The organism is Streptomyces sp. NBC_01445 (assembly GCF_035918235.1).
Lineage (GTDB): Bacteria > Actinomycetota > Actinomycetes > Streptomycetales > Streptomycetaceae > Streptomyces.
Map to the genome: position 1 here is coordinate 1,343,801 of NZ_CP109485.1, position 14,881 is coordinate 1,358,681.

General features: G+C 72.8%; 12 protein-coding genes. 6 read left to right on the top strand and 6 right to left on the bottom strand.

Features of this window, described 5'->3' with window-relative positions:
* Positions 1–82: 82 nt before the first annotated feature.
* Both OG574_RS06415 and OG574_RS06420 read right to left on the bottom strand, forming a co-directional pair.
* A complete protein-coding gene (locus tag OG574_RS06415) occupies positions 83–817 on the bottom strand; it encodes a class I SAM-dependent methyltransferase (protein ID WP_326772275.1) in 735 nt (244 codons plus the stop codon).
* Between the two features lie 121 nt (positions 818–938).
* Entirely contained in the window at positions 939–1,793 is an 855-nt protein-coding gene (locus OG574_RS06420; protein WP_326772276.1) for an AraC family transcriptional regulator, read from the bottom strand.
* A gap of 121 nt (positions 1,794–1,914) precedes the next feature.
* On the opposite strand from OG574_RS06420, the gene OG574_RS06425 reads away from it, so the two are divergent.
* A complete protein-coding gene (locus OG574_RS06425; RefSeq protein ID WP_326772277.1) occupies positions 1,915–3,354 on the top strand; it encodes an amidase in 1,440 nt (479 codons plus the stop codon).
* Between the two features lie 23 nt (positions 3,355–3,377).
* Here the strand turns inward: OG574_RS06425 and OG574_RS06430 are convergent, their stop codons facing one another.
* The 4 genes from OG574_RS06430 to OG574_RS06445 all read right to left on the bottom strand — a co-directional run bounded on the left by OG574_RS06430 (position 3,378) and on the right by OG574_RS06445 (position 8,335).
* Positions 3,378–4,955: an SDR family oxidoreductase gene (locus OG574_RS06430; protein ID WP_398376970.1), complete on the bottom strand. Its 1,578-nt coding sequence runs from the start codon at positions 4,953–4,955 to the stop codon at positions 3,378–3,380.
* A gap of 279 nt (positions 4,956–5,234) precedes the next feature.
* A complete protein-coding gene (locus tag OG574_RS06435) occupies positions 5,235–6,017 on the bottom strand; it encodes a DeoR/GlpR family DNA-binding transcription regulator (RefSeq protein WP_326772279.1) in 783 nt (260 codons plus the stop codon).
* Between the two features lie 51 nt (positions 6,018–6,068).
* Entirely contained in the window at positions 6,069–7,082 is a 1,014-nt protein-coding gene (gene pdxA / locus OG574_RS06440; protein ID WP_326772280.1) for a 4-hydroxythreonine-4-phosphate dehydrogenase PdxA, read from the bottom strand.
* A gap of 38 nt (positions 7,083–7,120) precedes the next feature.
* Positions 7,121–8,335 carry a four-carbon acid sugar kinase family protein gene (locus OG574_RS06445; protein WP_326772281.1) on the bottom strand — a complete coding sequence of 405 codons (1,215 nt, stop codon included), beginning with the start codon at positions 8,333–8,335 and terminating at the stop codon, positions 7,121–7,123.
* 452 nt (positions 8,336–8,787) lie between these two features.
* Between OG574_RS06445 and OG574_RS06450 the strand changes: the two genes are divergently transcribed.
* The 5 genes from OG574_RS06450 (at position 8,788) to OG574_RS06470 (ending at position 14,817) form a co-directional block, all read left to right on the top strand.
* The gene (locus tag OG574_RS06450) at positions 8,788–9,768 is read left to right on the top strand and encodes an aldo/keto reductase (protein WP_326772282.1); all 981 of its coding nucleotides are present in this window, start codon (positions 8,788–8,790) and stop codon (positions 9,766–9,768) included.
* A gap of 33 nt (positions 9,769–9,801) precedes the next feature.
* Positions 9,802–10,587, top strand: a complete 786-nt coding sequence (locus tag OG574_RS06455) for an HpcH/HpaI aldolase family protein (protein WP_326772283.1) — start codon at positions 9,802–9,804, stop codon at positions 10,585–10,587.
* Positions 10,587–11,540 (top strand): phosphoglycerate dehydrogenase, encoded by a 954-nt coding sequence (locus tag OG574_RS06460; protein WP_326772284.1) that lies wholly within the window; start codon positions 10,587–10,589, stop codon positions 11,538–11,540. The genes OG574_RS06455 and OG574_RS06460 overlap by 1 nt, the downstream gene beginning before the upstream one ends.
* Positions 11,541–11,660: 120 nt before the next feature.
* Positions 11,661–13,088, top strand: a complete 1,428-nt coding sequence (locus OG574_RS06465; protein WP_326772285.1) for an Nramp family divalent metal transporter — start codon at positions 11,661–11,663, stop codon at positions 13,086–13,088.
* Positions 13,089–13,170: 82 nt separating this feature from the next.
* Positions 13,171–14,817, top strand: coding sequence for a PucR family transcriptional regulator (locus OG574_RS06470; protein ID WP_326772286.1), 1,647 nt, complete (start codon positions 13,171–13,173; stop codon positions 14,815–14,817).
* Positions 14,818–14,881 lie beyond the last annotated feature (64 nt).

Genomic DNA, 14,881 nt, shown 5'->3' on the forward strand with positions numbered 1-14,881 from the left:
CCCATCTCAGCGCCGCTCGTCACTTGCAGCGCGGACATCGCCCCCGGCCCACGATCGTCCCCTCAGGAGCTGTGCAACCGGCTCAGCGCTGCTTGACGGCATGCAGAAGTGTGACGCCGAGCCACGGGCCGCCGTACCAGTACTCGGGGCCCAGTCCACGCAGCGTGCCCCGCCCGATGTGCTCGGCGTACTTCCTGGCCATGGGCCAGAAGTCGGCGACGATCAACTGGCCGCCGGGGCGCAGCACCCGCACGGCCTCGTCCACCGCGCGGTACCGCTCCTCGGGCGACGGGATGTTGTGGATCGCCAGCGCGCTCGTCACGACGTCGAAGGAGCCGTCCGCAAACGGCAACTCGGTCATGTCGGCGGTACGTACCTCCACCCGGTCGGCGACCCCTGCCGCAGCCGCGTTGGCGAGCGTGACTTCGGGCCGGTTCCCGCTCTGGTCCTTTCCGGACCACAGGTCCACGCCCACGGCCTGTCCCGTCGGCAGCCGCCTGGCCGCCTCGATCAGCACCGCGCCGCGACCGCAGCCGAGGTCGAGGAGCTGCTCGTCGCCCTTCAAGTCGGCCCGGTCCAACTCCCGCCTCCAGACCCGCAGTTTGCCGTGCAGCGTGGTGTGCAGGTAGATGCCGGTGTGGGCGATCAGTACTGTGCCCGCAGCTGTCAGCGCTTCCCGTCCCGGCCGCCATCGGCCGGCGGCCAGGCAGCAGGCCGCGCCGGCGGCGCCGAGCACCGCCGGGAACGCTGGGGCGTCAATGCCGTACCGCGGCCACTGGACGCGCGGCAGCGGGGAGTCTTTCCGGTTCTTGGACATGCTCGCAGTGTCACCGGCTCGATTGCCGGGCGTCTTGTAGAAATGTTCCCCCGTGAACCGCGCGACCGCCCTCGTGCCTGCCGGGTGCGGACCGTGGGTCAAGGGTCAAGACGTCAAGACGTCAAGACGGGGACAGGTATGCGGGGGCGGCCCACGCGACGTCGTCGACCGCGAGCCACGGCGCGACCGCGACGGCCGTGGGCGTCACACCGGCGAAGGCCATGACGTCGCGATGGAGGTGGGACTGGTCGGCGTAGCCGATCTCCGCCGCCACCCGTGCGGCGCTGTGCCCCACGGCCAGACGGTGGGCCGCGTGGTCGAAACGGACCAGCTGCGCGGCGCGCTTGGGGTTGAGACCGATCTGGGCTCGGAACCGGGACCACAGACGCTTACGGCTCCAGCCGACCTCGGCTGCCAGGCGCTCGACCCGAACCGCTCCCCGATGCGTCACCATCTGCCCCCACACGAAGGCGACTTCAGGCTCGACGGCTCGGCGGCCTGCCGCGTGTCGTCGGACGAGTGCGGCCTGCGCGACCGCGAACCGGTCGTCCCAGGTCGCGGCAGCGCGTAGTTGCTCTTGGGTGCGCGCGGCGTCGCGGCCCCAGAGGTCGTCGAGGGAGACCACCGTGGCGCCCGACTCCGCACCGGCGCCGAGCACCGCGTGCGCGACCAGCGGCGACAGCCGTATCTGCAGGCATTCGACGTCCCGGCCGCGGGCTCGAACGCCGCCGGACCCGAGTCCCAGGACGACGCTGCCGCTCTGCTGCCGGCCGCTGAAGTCGTCGACGACGATCGGCCCGTCGCCGAGGTCGACGGCCACCGTGACGGCCGGGTACGGGACCACACCCAGGTCGACGAGGCCGGTCGTACGGGCGCGGAATCCGGCCATGCTGACCCCGGGCAACCGACCGTGCCGCGAGGGGGTGGCGATGTCCCACACCGACGCTGCGTCATGGGCCGGCTCGGCGGATCGCATGGCGCCAAGCTACGGGACATTCGTCCAAGACGCGACGGTCGTGACGCGACGACACTGACGGCTCCTGCAGGCCCCGTAAGCCCTGCAAGCCCTGCAAGCCCCGCACCAGATGGGAACACTCGTGACGCATTCGCCGATCGACCCGTTCATGCCCGCCGTCGAACTCGCCGCGGCCGTCCGCCGCAAGGAGGTGAGCCCCGTCGAGGTGGCCGACTGCTTCCTCGAGCGGATGGACCGGCTCGACCCCGACCTCAACGCCTTCTGCCACCGGGCCGACGACGACGTCCGCAAAGCCGCGTCCGCCGCGGCCGACGCAGTGGCGAGGGCCACGTCGGCCGACGACCTCCCGCCGTTCCACGGCGTCCCGCTGCCGGTCAAGGACCTTGTCGACGTTGCCGGTTGGCCCACCACCTACGGATCCGCAGGCGCCGGACAGGCACCGGCGCAGACATCGGACCCTGTCGTGCGACGGTTCGCGGACGCGGGCTTCGTCCTGCTCGGCAAAACCACCACCTCCGAGTTCGGCAGCCTGCCGTTCACCGAGAGCGCTGCCCTGGGCATCTCGCGCAACCCGTGGGACCCGGACCGCACGCCCGGCGGGTCGTCGAGCGGAGCGGGCGCCGCCGTCGCCGCCGGGATGGCGCCCATAGCCCACGCGGAGGACGGCGGCGGGTCCATTCGTATCCCCGCGTCGTGCAACGGCCTCGTCGGCCTCAAACCCACCCGCGGCCTGGTCACCAACGCCGTCGTGGAGGTGGAGGGCCTCGGCACCAGCGGCGTGCTCACCCACTCGGTGGCGGACGCCGCGGCGGCCCTCGATGTGCTGGCGCGTCACGATCCGGCCGCGTGGTGGTCGCCTCCGACGCCGCGCACGTCCTTCGCCGCCGCCCTGAGGACGGACCTGCCGACCGGGCTGCGGATCGCCGCGCTCACCGACTCCCCCATCGACGGGATACGCGTGCACCCGGCGTGTATCGCAGCCGTCGACAGAACTCTCCGGACGCTCGAATCGGCCGGAGCGCACCTCGTCGACACTCCTCTTCCGCTGCCGCCGACCGACGAGCTGGTCACGGCGTTCACGACCCTGTGGAACGTCGGCGGTGCCGGAATCGCGCTCGCGGAGCCGGACCGGGTCGAGCCGCACAATCGCGCCCTGCGTGCGGCGGCACGAGCGATCGACTCGTGGGCGTACGCGGAAGGGGTGCGGAAGACCCAGCAGTTGTCTCGGCGCATCGTCGAAGGTTTCCTCGCCGGCTTCGACCTCCTCGTGACGCCGACGATGGCCTGTCTTCCGCCGCTCGTCGGTGCCTGGCGGACAGGCACCGACGACGATCCCCTGAGGGCGCTGCGGAACAGCTACCCGATGGGGGTGTTCACGTCGGTGTTCAACGTGACCGGTCAGCCGGCGATCTCCCTCCCCATCCACCACGACGAGGCCACCGGCCTGCCCGTCGGCGTACAGATCGTCGCCGCACCCTGGCGGGAGGATCTCCTGCTCCAGGTGTCCCGCGCCCTCGAACTCGCACTCCCCTGGGCCGCTCGACGCCCGCCTGTCAGCTGATCCCGCGGCCGGGGGTGCACCTGCTACTGCCGCAGTCTTCGCCCGCGGCGTGAGCGCCGGATGCGGCCAGCTGGTGACGCGCTCCCTCGCGCGCTCATGCCCTTGGCGGCGGCTTGGGTGATGTTGCGGGCCATGCCGCCGAAGACGACGGCGTGGAAGGGGGAGACGGACCACCAGTAGGCATGGCCCAGGAGGCCGCGGGGGTGGAACAGAGCGCGCTGCCGGTAGCGGGTACCGCCGTCGGCGCCCGTCTCGACATACATCTCCAGCCACGCCAGGCCCGGCAGCCGCATCTCCGCGCGCAGCCGCAGTAGTTGTAGGGGCTCGATCTCCTCGACCCGCCAGAAGTCCAGCGAGTCGCCGACGCGCAGACGCTCCGCGTCGCGTCGTCCGCGGCGCAGGCCGACTCCGCCCACGAAGCGGTCCAGCCAGCCGCGGACCGCCCAGGCCAGCGGGAAGGAGTACCAGCCGTTGTCGCCGCCGATGCCCTCGATCACCTTCCACAGGGCCTCCCGGGATGCCGCGACAGGCAGTTGCCGCTCGTCCTCGTAGAGGCTGCCGCCGGCCCAGTCGGGGTCGGTGGGCAGCGGATCGCTGGGCGCCCCGGGGACGGCGGCGGACGACCACCGGGTGGCGACCTGCGCCTCCCGTACCCTCCGCAGGGCCAGGGCCAGAGCCTCGTCGAACGGCAGAGGCCGGCCCGGCGGGTCGGGCACGTAGCAGGCGATGTCGTGCTCGTGGCAGACGACCTCGTGGCGGAGCGACTCCGTCAGGGGCCGGGCGATGGATGCCGGTACCGGCGTCACGAGGCCGACCCAGTGGCTGGACAGTCCCGGAGTGAGCATGGGCACCGGCAAGATGATCCGCCGCCGCAGTCCGGCGACCTCGGCGTAGCGGCGCATCATCTCACGGTAGGTCAGGACGTCCGGCCCGCCGATGTCGAAAGCCCGGTCGACGTCGGTCGGCATGGTGGCCGAGCCGACGAGATAGCGCAGCACGTCGCGGACCCCGATGGGCTGCGTGCGGGTGTGGACCCAGCTGGGGGTGACCATCACCGGCAGCCGCTCGGTCAGATAGCGCAGCATCTCGAAGGACGCCGATCCCGAGCCGATCACCACAGCGGCCCTCAGCACGGTGGCGGGCACCGGGGCGTCGAGGAAGATGCGACCGACCTCAGCCCTGGAGCGCAGGTGCGGGGAGAGGTCGTGCTCGGGTACGTCCCGCGGAGTGAGCCCGCCGAGGTAGACGATGCGCCGTACGCCGGCAGCGTGTGCCCGATCGGCGAAGATCCGGGCCGCGCGCCGGTCGGTGTCCTCGAACCCGGAGCCGGATCCGAGGGAGTGCACCAGGTAGTACGCGACATCAACGCCGCGCATGGCCGCGGCGACCGACTCGGCGTCGGTGACGTCTCCGCCCACCGTCTCCACGGCGGCCGCCCAGGGGTAGTCACGCAGCTTGCCCGGCGAGCGGGCCATGCAGCGAACCCGGTGACCGGCCTCCAGCAGTTCCGGTACCAAGCGACCTCCGATGTACCCGGACGCTCCGGTCACCAGACAGTGCAGCTGCTCCGCGCTGTGCTCTGAGTCCGTGTCCACGACCATCTCCCCGCACACTCGATCCGACGCTGCTCCTGGCTCTCCTGTTTGATCATGGCCGATCGCCCCTCGACTTCCCGTCTCATGACGTGTTGTCGGCGCGCTCCCCAGCGGCGACGGCGAACGGCGGGGCCGCGGGCTGTTCAGTCCTCCGGACGGCCGGCGTTGCGGCGTCGCCGGGGCATGGGCGGAATGGTGGACGTCCGAGGCCCCGGACGCCGCAGATCCGTGCGGGCCCAAGGGGCGCAACGGACAGGCACCTCAGGATCGGCGACTACCGTTCCGTCACGCCCCCGCGGGCGGGGCGATCTCGACCCGCACCCCGCTGGCCTCGAAGGCGCGGATCTGTGCGTCGGGCGCCGATGCGTCCGTGACCAGGGTCCACTCCTTCCGCAGCTTCGCCCAGGCGTGGAACGGCGCGCGCCCCAGCTTGGCGCCGTGGGCGAGTACGTAGACCCGGTCGGCGCGGCGGGCCATCAGCTCCTTGAGGCGGGTCTGGCGCAGGTCCGCCTCGCAGATGCCGCGGTCGACGGTGACGCCGTCGGCACCGAGGAAGACCCGGTCGAAGGACATGTGCTCGAGCGCGGCCTCCGTGAGCGGGCCGACGAAACCCTGGCTGAGCGGGCGGAGCGTGCCGCCGAGGCATTCGACGTCCACGCCTTCCGCGTCCGCGAGGGCGTGCAGGGCCGTCAGGCCCGTGGTCGCGACCGTCAACTCCTTGGCGCCGCGCAGCTCGTGGGCCAGCGCGCCCACCGTCGTACCGGCGTCGAGGAGCAGGGTCTCGCCCGGCTCGACCTGCCGGGCGGCCCACTGCGCGATGGCCCGCTTCTCCTCGTACGCCTCCCCCGTGCGCTGCCGCAGCGACGCCTCGGGGTGCGCGGACAGCGCCATCGCGCCGCCGTAGGTGCGCGCGAGGCGGCCCTCCGTGGTGAGGCGGGCGAGGTCGCGGCGGATGGTCGAGGGGGTGACGTCGAAGAGCTGCGAGAGTTCCTCGACGCTGGCGAGGCCGGTGGTGGTGGCGAGGTGGACGATGCGGTCGCGTCGTGCCTGGGATGTGGTCGGCGGCATCTACGGAGTCCTCTACGGTGCGGTGGTAACGGCGGTGCAGGGGACGGCGGTTCAGGCCGCCGGAGCGACCGGCGCCGTCGCCATCTCAGCCGCCTGGCGCAGCGCCTCGACCATGCTACCGGCCTCCGCCGCGCCCGTTCCGGCGATGTCGAACGCGGTGCCGTGGTCGACGGACGTGCGGATGACGGGCAGTCCCACGGTGAGATTGACACCCGCCTCGATGCCCAGGACCTTGACCGGGCCGTGGCCCTGGTCGTGGTACATCGCCACGATCAGGTCGTAGTCGCCACGCGCGGCGAGGAAGAAGGCGGTGTCGGCGGGGAGCGGGCCGCGGGCGTCGACGCCCTCGGCGCGCAGCTTCTCGAGGGCCGGGACGATCTTCTCGCCCTCCTCGCCGTAGCCGAACAGGCCGTTCTCGCCTGCGTGCGGGTTGATGCCGCAGACTCCGATGACGGGGTTCGGGGTGCCGGCGCGCACCATGGCCTCGTGACCGCGGCGCACCGTGCGCTCGACGAGGCCCGGTTCGATGCGGTTGACGGCGTCGATCAGGCCGATGTGCGTGGTGACGTGGATGACCTTCACCTTCTCGGTGGAGAGCATCATCGAGACCTCCTCGGTCCCGGTCAGGTGGGCGAGGAGTTCGGTGTGACCGGGGTAGAGGTGGCCCGCGGCGTGCAGGGCCTCCTTGTTGAGGGGGGCGGTGCAGATGGCGTGCACGTCCCCTGCCACGGCGAGTTCGGCGGCACGCGCGATGTACGCGTACGCGGCGTCGCCCGCGACCGGCGACAGCTTGCCCCAGGGCAGGTCGGCGGGGAGCAGGCCGAGGTCGACGACATTGACGCGGCCCGGCGTGAACTCGGCGTCGCGCGGGTGGTCGACGGCGGCGATCTCGCAGTCCAGACCGAGAATGCGGGCGGCCTCGCGCAGGCGCTGGGCGTCGCCGATCACGACCGGACGGCAGCGGGTGAGGACGGCGTCGTCGAGCAGGGCCGCGATGACGACCTCGGGGCCGACGCCGGCACCGTCGCCCATGGTGACGGCGATGAGAGGGAGGGGGGTGCTCATACGGACAACTCCTTGACGGGAGGCGGGTGGTGAAGGGTTCAGGTGGCTACCGGGGCGGCGGCCAGGCGGGGTCGTAGCGCGGCAGCGATGCGCAGCAGCGAGTCCTCGGCGCCGTAGCTGCCGGGGCGGGTGACGACGCGGCGGCCGTCAGGGGTGCGGGAGTGGACGGCGCCGTGGTGGATCTCGCCGAGCGGCTCCAACTCTCTTATTCCCAGGGCATCCAGGGTGGTGCGAGCAGTCTCGCCGCCGGTCAGGACGAGGTCGGGGCGGCCCGGGTGCGCAGCGGCGAGTGCGCCCAGGGCGGCACTGAGGGACCGCCCCGCGCCGGGGCGCAGTCCTGCCGAACCGTCGATGGACAGCACGGTCAGGGCAGGAGCGGCGGCGATGCGCGGCAGACGGACGGTGGTGCCCGCCGCCAAGTCGGCGGGATCCAGCCGCACATGGTGAGCGCCGAGCGCCGTGAGGTGCGCGATCTGCGCAGCCGCGGCGGGCTCCGCGGTCCCGACGACGAAGAGCAGCGGGGCGCGGTCCTGGGCGGGTGCGGGCGGGTGAGTGACGGCAGCGGGACGCACCAGCGCGTGCCCGAGCGCGAGTGCCAGACCAGCGCTGCCCAGAAGCCGGTATCCGGGGCCGAGCCGCAGCGCCGCCGCGGCCACGGCATCCAGGTCGGCGTCTGTCTCGGCGTCCGGAGCGGGGTGCGCACCGGAGCCGGCGATCCGCCGGAACTCCGCTTCCAGTACGGCGGGTTCGGACCGTACGACGTCGAGGGGAACCGTTCGGACCGGCAGGCCGGACAGCGCCTCGGGGAGTGAGCGGGGCGCGGCCGCGCGCTCCGCGCGCCAGCCGTCGGTGCAGTGCAGCGGAACGCCGTTCACGTGCACCACGCCGCCGGTCACGGTGCGCCCGGCTGCGGGCAGCGCGGGGGCGATGACGACGGCCCCGGCCCCTTCGGCGTAGGCGGCTGCCTCCGCGGCGAGGTGGCCGCGCAGCTGTGAGTCGACCTTCTTGTACAGCAGCCGGGGCGGGCCGGCCTGCGCCGCGCGGAGCGCCGTCCGCACGGCGTACGCCGCTTCGGCGGCCGGCAGGTGCCGGGTGTCCAGGTCCACGACGAGGTCGTGCGCGGCAGGGCTCTCGGCCACGTCGGCGGCGGTGAGCGACAGACGGACGGGACCGCCGAGCGCACAGGCGGTCTCGGCCGCCCCGGACAGGTCGTCCGAGAGCGCGAGGACGTACCGCGGTACGGGCACAGACACGGCCGGCAGGACAGAAGGGCGTGGGCGTGGGGGCGGGGGCAGGGAAGCCACGGGATCGAACCTCCTTGGGCGCGCCCGGCGTTGGGCGGCCCGGTCCGGATCATGGCACAGATTGCGCGAAGTGCGCGAGACCTCTTGCGTGATTCACGCAGTCGTGCGAGCGTTCCGGTGGCGCCGACGGCCCTCACCCGCGGACCGCGTCGCCCTCGTGGACGCGACGCGTACCGGCTCAAACAGCACGGCGCACACCGGCTTGCACCGCACATCGCAGCACATCGCACCGCACATGGCCGCAGTGCAGCGCAGGGCCGGAAACCACCGCGGCGACCGGCCGAAGCCGCGCAGCCGCACGCCACACCCCCGCGATGCGCACATCACGCACGAGATCGCGTACGAGCACGAGACCGCACGACCCGCACCACTTGCGCTACCCGCACCGGAAGGAACCCGCCGTGACCGTCGGCCTTGAACTCCCGCACGTCCCTGTCCCGTTGTCCCCTCTCGTCCTCGGCACGATGACCTTCGGCGACACCGCGGACCGCGCGACGGCCGCTGCGATGCTGGACGCCGCGCTCGACGCCGGGATCACCGGCGTGGACACCGCCAACGGCTACGCGGGCGGCGAGAGCGAGCGCATCCTCGCCGAGCTGCTGCCCGGCCGACGCGACCAGGTGGTTCTCGCCACCAAGGCCGGCATCCCGCACCCCGACCAGGGCGACCACGCGCCGCTCTGTGCCGAGGGCCTGCGCACCGCACTCGACGGAAGCCTCAAGCGCCTGGGCACCGACCACGTCGACCTCTTCTATCTGCACCAGCCCGACCGCAGGACACCGCTCGCCGAAACCCTGGCCACCGTCGCCGAGTTCGTACAGGCGGGCAAGGTCCTCGCCCTCGGCGTCTCCAACTTCGCGGCCTGGCAGATCGCCGAGCTCAGCCGCGTGGCCGACGAGGTCGGCGCCCCGCGCCCGGTCGTCGCCCAGCAGCTGCACAACCTTCTCGCGCGCCGTATCGAGGAGGAGTACGTCGAGTACGCCGCCGTCACCGGCCTGCGCACGATGGTCTACAACCCGCTCGGCGGCGGCCTGCTCACCGGCCGCCACAGCTTCGAACAGGCCCCGGACGGCGGGCGCTTCGGCGACTCGAAGCTGGCCGCGATGTACCGCGAGCGGTACTGGAACGAGGATCTGTTCCGCGCCGTCACCGACCTCACCCGCATCGCCACAGACGCGGGCCTGCCGCTCACCGAGCTGGCCCTGCGCTGGCTCCTTTCACGGCCCTCCACCGACGCGCTGCTGCTCGGCGGCTCCCAGGTCGAGCACCTGAAGGCCAACATCGCCGCCGCGGCCGCCGGCCCGCTGCCCGCAGACGTCCTGGCCGCCTGCGACGAGGTCGGTGCCCGCCTTCGCGGCCCGATGCCCGCCTACAACCGCTGACCTCGCCCCCATCCTCGTAACGGAGACAACAACATGGCCACCGGCCGCAGTTCTGCCGAGTTCACCGCCGCCCTGCGCAATCGCGAACAGCTCATCGGCTACTGGTCGTTGCTCGACTCGCCGATCGCCGCCGAGCGCCTCGCCCGCGTCGGCTACGACTACCTGGCCTTCGACGCCCAGCACGGTCTCTTCGGCTACCAGGGCATGCTGAACAACCTCCTCGCCACCGACACCAGGGGCAGCACCTCCGTCGGCATGGTGCGCGTCGAGGCCAACGACCTCACCTACATCGGCAAGGCCCTGGACGCGGGCGCGACCGCCGTCATCGTCCCGCTGATCGACACCGCGCAGGACGCCGCCGACGCCGTCTCCGCCGTCCGCTATCCGCCTCTGGGCCGCCGCTCGTACGGCCCGATGCGCGCCCAGCTGCGCATCGGCCCGAACCCGGCCGACACACACGAGCAGACCGCCGTCCTCGCGATGATCGAGACGGCCGACGGCCTGGCCAACGTCGAGGAGATCTGCGCGACCCCCGGCCTCGACGGCATCTACGTCGGCCCGTCCGACCTGCGCCTGGCCATCGGCGGCGCGTCCTCCACCGACGCGTCCGTGCAGGACGAGTTCGAGCAGGCCCTCACCCGCGTCCGCAAGGCGGCCGAGACGGCGGGCATCGCGGCCGGCATCCACAACGCCGACGGCACGAGCGCCGCCCGCCGCCTCGCCGAGGGCTTCACGTTCGCGACGGTCGCGGCCGACGTCGTACACCTGCAGCAGATCGCCACGTCCCACCTCCAGTCGGCACGCGGCGAGGCACGCTGATGCCGACCACCCTCATCACGACGCCCACCTTCGCCCGGCACTCGGCGCGCCCCTGGCAGATCCTGGAGGAGGCCGGAGCCGGTCCCCGGCGCCCGTCCGAGGACGCGGCGCTGCCCGCCGCCGAACTCCTCAAGTACGCGGCCGCCGCGGACGCGTTGATCGTCGGCATGGATCCGATCACCGCCGAGGTGATGGACGCCGCGCCCTGCCTCAAGGTGATCGCCAAACACGGCGTCGGCGTCGACACCATCGACGTGGCCGCCGCCCGCGCGCGAGGGATTCCGGTCGTGTGCGCGCCGGGCAGCAACTCGCGTGCGGTGGCCGAGTACACCTTCGGCCTGCTGCTCTCCGCGACCCGCTCACTCGCCGCCTCGCACACCGCGGTGGAGGCCGGCGGCTGGCCGAAGCTCTTCGGCCCCGAACTGCACGGCAAGACGCTGGGCATCGTCGGCTTCGGCCGCATCGGCCGCCTTCTGGCCGGTTACGCCCGCGCTTTCGGGATGGAGCTGCTCGCCCACGACCCGTATGTCCCGGACGCCGACGTACGCGCGCACGGCGCCGAACCGGCCGCGCTCGAAGCCCTGTTGGCGCGCGCCGACGCCGTCAGCCTCCACATGCCGCCCGACCTGTCCGGCACACCGCTGCTCGACCGGGCACGCCTGGCGGCGATGAAGGAGGGCGCGGTCCTGGTCAACGCCGCGCGTGGCGGCCTCGTCGACGAGCGCGCGCTCGCCGACCTGCTCGGCTCCGGACACCTCGGGGCTGCGGCCCTCGACGCGTTCAGTACCGAGCCACTGCCCGCCGACCACCCGCTGCGCGCGGCCCCGCGCACGCTCCTCACCTCGCACATGGCCGCCTGTACGCCCGAGGCCAACCAGGCCATGGGCGCGATGGTGGCCGAGGACGTCGTCCGCGTACTGGCGGGCAAGGAGCCGCACCACCAGGCGAGTTGAGACACGGAGCACCCCCTCAGTACCTGCACCCCCGCACTACGACACCTCGGTACCACGGCACCACCCCCGTCCCATTCCGGATTCCGGCGACGACGCCGGAAGATCCCCCAAGGACCTGACATGGCCACCTCGACCGATGGCGCCACGGCGGCGCCACCCTCCGCGCAGACCGACCCGTACGCACTGCGCGCCGAAGACGCCCGCCCGGCCCCCGAGACCTTCCGCGGCCGACTGCGCCGGCTCGGCCCCGGACTCGTGCTGTCCGCCGCCGTCGTCGGCTCCGGTGAACTGATCACCACGACCTCGCTCGGCGCAAAGGCCGGCTTCGCCCTGCTGTGGCTGGTGATCGTCTCCACCATGGTCAAGGTGTGGGTCCAGATGGAGCTGGCCCGCTGGACCATCCTCAACGGCCGCCCCGCGCTCGACGGCTTCCGTGACGTCGGCCCCCGGATCGGCCGGCTGAGCTGGATCAACTGGCTCTGGATCGGCATGGACTTCGCCAAGATGTTCCAGCGCGGCGGCATCATCGGCGGTACCGCGGCGGCCTGTTCCATCCTCCTGCCGCTCCACGGTGCGTCCCTGAGCACGTCGTCGCTGACGATCTGGGCCCTCATCGTCACCGCCGCCGCCGTCCTCATCCTCCAGACGGGCAAGTACCACGTCGTGGAGCGGGTCGAGGTCATCGGCATCACACTCAAGACGGTCATCACCGTCGGCCTGGCACTCGCCCTGCCCCTCACCGCCTTCGGGTACGGCACCGAGCAGCTCGCCGACGGACTGAGCTTCCAGATCCCCGCGGGCACGGTCGGCATCGCGCTCGCCATGTTCGGCATCACCGGCGTCGGCGCCGACGAGATGACGACGTACACGTACTGGTGCCTGGAGAAGGGCTACGCCCGCTGGACCGGCCCCGACGACGGCACCGAACAGCGCGCCCGCCGGGCCGAGGGCTGGCTCAAGGTCATGCGGCTCGACGTGGGCGTGTCCTGGATCGTGTGCACCCTCTGCACCCTGTCCTTCTACGTGATCGGCGCCTCGGTGCTCCATCCGCAGGGCCTGGTGCCCGAAGGCAACGACATGATCACCACGCTGTCGCACATCTACACCGACACCCTGGGCCCGTGGGCCGAGTACCTGTTCCTGGCCGGCGCGATCGCTGTCCTGTTCTCGGTCACCGTCGCCTCGTCGGCGAGCGTGCCGCGCCTGTGGACCAACACCCTCGGCCTGCTCGGCGTGGTGAACTGGCACGACCTGCGCTCACGCACCCGCACGATCCGCATCCTCACCTGCTGCCTGCCCCCGGTGTGGATGTGCTTCTTCCTGTGGATCCAGTCCCCCGTACTGATGGTGCAGATCGGCGGTATCGGCGGCGGCGTCTTCCTGCTCGCTGTCGTGGTCGCGGTCTGGCGCCTGCGATACACCGGCGTCCCGCCCCGCTTCCGCGCCAACCCCTGGCTGACCGCCGCCCTCGTCATGAGCAGCGCGGCGATTCTGTTCCTCGGGGTGTACGCGGTGCTCGACACGCTGGGGCTCACGCCCGGCAGCTGAATGCGGCGGCGGCGCACAGTGGAGCCATGAACGCGGACGCGGCCGGGGGCGGCCGTCGGCGGGCATCGGTGACACTTGGGGCATGCAGCTTCCACCGCCCGGCCCTCCCCCTTCGCCCGATGCTGCCGCCACGCACAGCGGTGGTGCTCCCACGCTGGGGCAGGCCGTCGGTGTGGTCGGGCCCGACGTGGTGGAGGTGCTGCGGGCGCCATGCGGGACCGACGTGCCGGTGAGCGGGGCCGGGGTGTTCGACGAGGGCGAGACGCTGCAGGCACGGGGGCGGATTCTCATCGCACCCGGCGTCGACACGTCCGCGCCGGGCGCCGCGGGCGTGCTGCGCGCGGCGGACCGCGCGGGGGCGGCGGCCGTGGTGCTGCGACGTGGCGCTCACGGCGTCGCGCCGTCGCTCGCCGAGGCGGCCGATGAGGTGTCCACCGCCCTGCTCTCCCGGGCCCCGTGGATCGAGTGGGGCGAGCTGATCGGGCTGCTGCGGGCGGCCATCGCCCGCACCGGAACGGCGGCGCCCGCCGAGGCGTCGGCCGATGTGGCACTCGGTGATCTGTCGGGGCTCGCCCTCGCGCTTGCCGCGCTGGTGGGCGGCGCGATCACCGTCGAGGACCCCGAGTCGAACGTGCTGGCGTACTCGCCGACCGCCGACACCGCCGACCCGCTGCGCAGGCTGACGATCCTGGGCCGCAGGGTGCCGAGCTGGCGGGTGACCGAACTCGCCGAGAGCGGGTTCCTCACCACGCTGTGGGCGAGCGGCGACGTGGTGCACCGGCCCGCGGACGCGCGGTTTCCCGAACGCCTCGCTGTCGCCGTGCGGGCCGGCGACGAGATTCTCGGGTCGCTGTGGGCGGCCGCCGACGGTGAACCGTTGCCGCCCGGGGCCAGGGAAGCGCTGCGGCAGGCGGCCGCCATCGCCGTACCGCATCTGCTGCACCACCGGCTGCGGTCCCGGTCCGCAGCCAGTCGTCGCCGGTACGCGGTGCGGGCCCTGTTCGAGGAGCGCCCGCCGGACGTGTCCGCGGCGGCGGTCGTACTCGGGGTCGAGGCCGGACAGCCGTGCACCGTACTCACGGCGGCCGTCGCGGTGCCGATCGCACCGGACGTACTGGACCGGGCCTACCACCTGGCCTCCCTGCGCGTCGCCGCGCATCACACCCCGGCCTTCGCCCACCGCGACGGCGACCGGCTCGACGTGCTGCTGGCCGGTACCGGGGCGGGGGACGGCGTGGACCGGCTGGCACGCGACCTGGCCGGCGTGCTGCGCGGCGCCGGGGCGCGGCCGCTGGTCGCGATAGGGCCCGCAGTGGGGAGGCTCGGCGACGCCGCCGCCTCCCGTGCGGGGGCCGCCCAGGTGTTGCGGGTACTGCGCGAGCGCGGCGGGCCCGAGACGGCCTGCGCCGAGGATGTCCGGTTCGCCATGGACGCGCTGAGGGTGACCGATGCGGTCGCCGAGCACGTGCCTTCGGCCGCGGACGCGGTGGCGGCGCTGCTCGAGCACGACGAGCGGCACGGAACGGACCTGCCGCGCACCGTCGCCGCCCACCTGGTGTTCTTCGGCGACGCGGCAGCCACCGCCCGCTATGTGGGGGTGCACACCAATACGCTGCGGTACCGGCTGCGCCGGGCCGGGGAGCTGTGCGGCATCGACCTCACCGATCCCGACGTACGGCTCCTTGTGGAGCTGGGGCTGCGGCGGGCCGGGCTGATCCCACTGCCGTGAAACGGTGTGGTGCGCCCGCACCACGTCGTCCCCCTCTCTGTCGTGCGGGCGCACCATGGAGAGG

Bases quoted from the DNA above. Each gene is read 5' to 3' on its own strand.
- OG574_RS06415 (WP_326772275.1), bottom strand. From the start codon at position 817: ATGTCCAAGAACCGGAAAGACTCCCCGCTGCCGCGCGTCCAGTGGCCG.
- OG574_RS06420 (WP_326772276.1), bottom strand. From the start codon at position 1,793: ATGCGATCCGCCGAGCCGGCCCATGACGCAGCGTCGGTGTGGGACATC.
- OG574_RS06430 (WP_398376970.1), bottom strand. From the start codon at position 4,955: ATGGTCGTGGACACGGACTCAGAGCACAGCGCGGAGCAGCTGCACTGT.
- OG574_RS06435 (WP_326772279.1), bottom strand. From the start codon at position 6,017: ATGCCGCCGACCACATCCCAGGCACGACGCGACCGCATCGTCCACCTC.
- pdxA (WP_326772280.1), bottom strand. From the start codon at position 7,082: ATGAGCACCCCCCTCCCTCTCATCGCCGTCACCATGGGCGACGGTGCC.
- OG574_RS06455 (WP_326772283.1), top strand. From the start codon at position 9,802: ATGGCCACCGGCCGCAGTTCTGCCGAGTTCACCGCCGCCCTGCGCAAT.
- OG574_RS06460 (WP_326772284.1), top strand. From the start codon at position 10,587: ATGCCGACCACCCTCATCACGACGCCCACCTTCGCCCGGCACTCGGCG.
- OG574_RS06465 (WP_326772285.1), top strand. From the start codon at position 11,661: ATGGCCACCTCGACCGATGGCGCCACGGCGGCGCCACCCTCCGCGCAG.
- OG574_RS06470 (WP_326772286.1), top strand. From the start codon at position 13,171: ATGCAGCTTCCACCGCCCGGCCCTCCCCCTTCGCCCGATGCTGCCGCC.